The sequence below is a fragment of the Acidaminococcus sp. CAG:542 genome (assembly GCF_000437815.1).
Taxonomy (GTDB): Bacteria; Bacillota; Negativicutes; order Acidaminococcales; family Acidaminococcaceae; genus Acidaminococcus.
The window spans coordinates 1-378 of sequence record NZ_FR902096.1 but is presented as its reverse complement, the minus strand read 5'-3'; the positions used below and the strand labels follow the sequence as shown (position 1 = coordinate 378).

Annotated in this window: 1 pseudogene; it reads left to right on the top strand. The window is 48.1% G+C overall.

The annotated features are described in order from the left end of the window. Positions 1-197 (top strand): annotated as a pseudogene (locus tag QVO43_RS08580) (thioether cross-link-forming SCIFF peptide maturase); the annotation flags it as partial. Positions 198-378: the final 181 nt, after the last annotated feature.

Here is a 378-nt window from a genome sequence, read left to right as displayed (position 1 = left end):
GCGGCGGCTGCCATGCCAATGCGGATCTGGTCAACGGGACCATTGAAAAGCCCTATGCTTATGGGTGCAAGATCCAGAAGAAACGGCTGGAAATGGCCATTATCGTCCAGGCTCTCCTGACGGAAGATGTGAAAGAAGGCGGTGCAGACCACCGGCCTGTAATCGACAACTTCAAATTCCAGGTGGAGAAAAAGTAACTGGATTGTCAGCGGTCAGCGGTCAATGGTCAGCGGCCGATGGAAGGGATTGGCAGAGTATATCCTGCCAATCCCTTTTCACTTTTTTTAGAAATCCTGTTGACAAAAATATAATCCCATGATATTATAATCAAGTCGCCGATGAGCGACGAGGTTGGAACCCTGAAAACTGAATATTGTT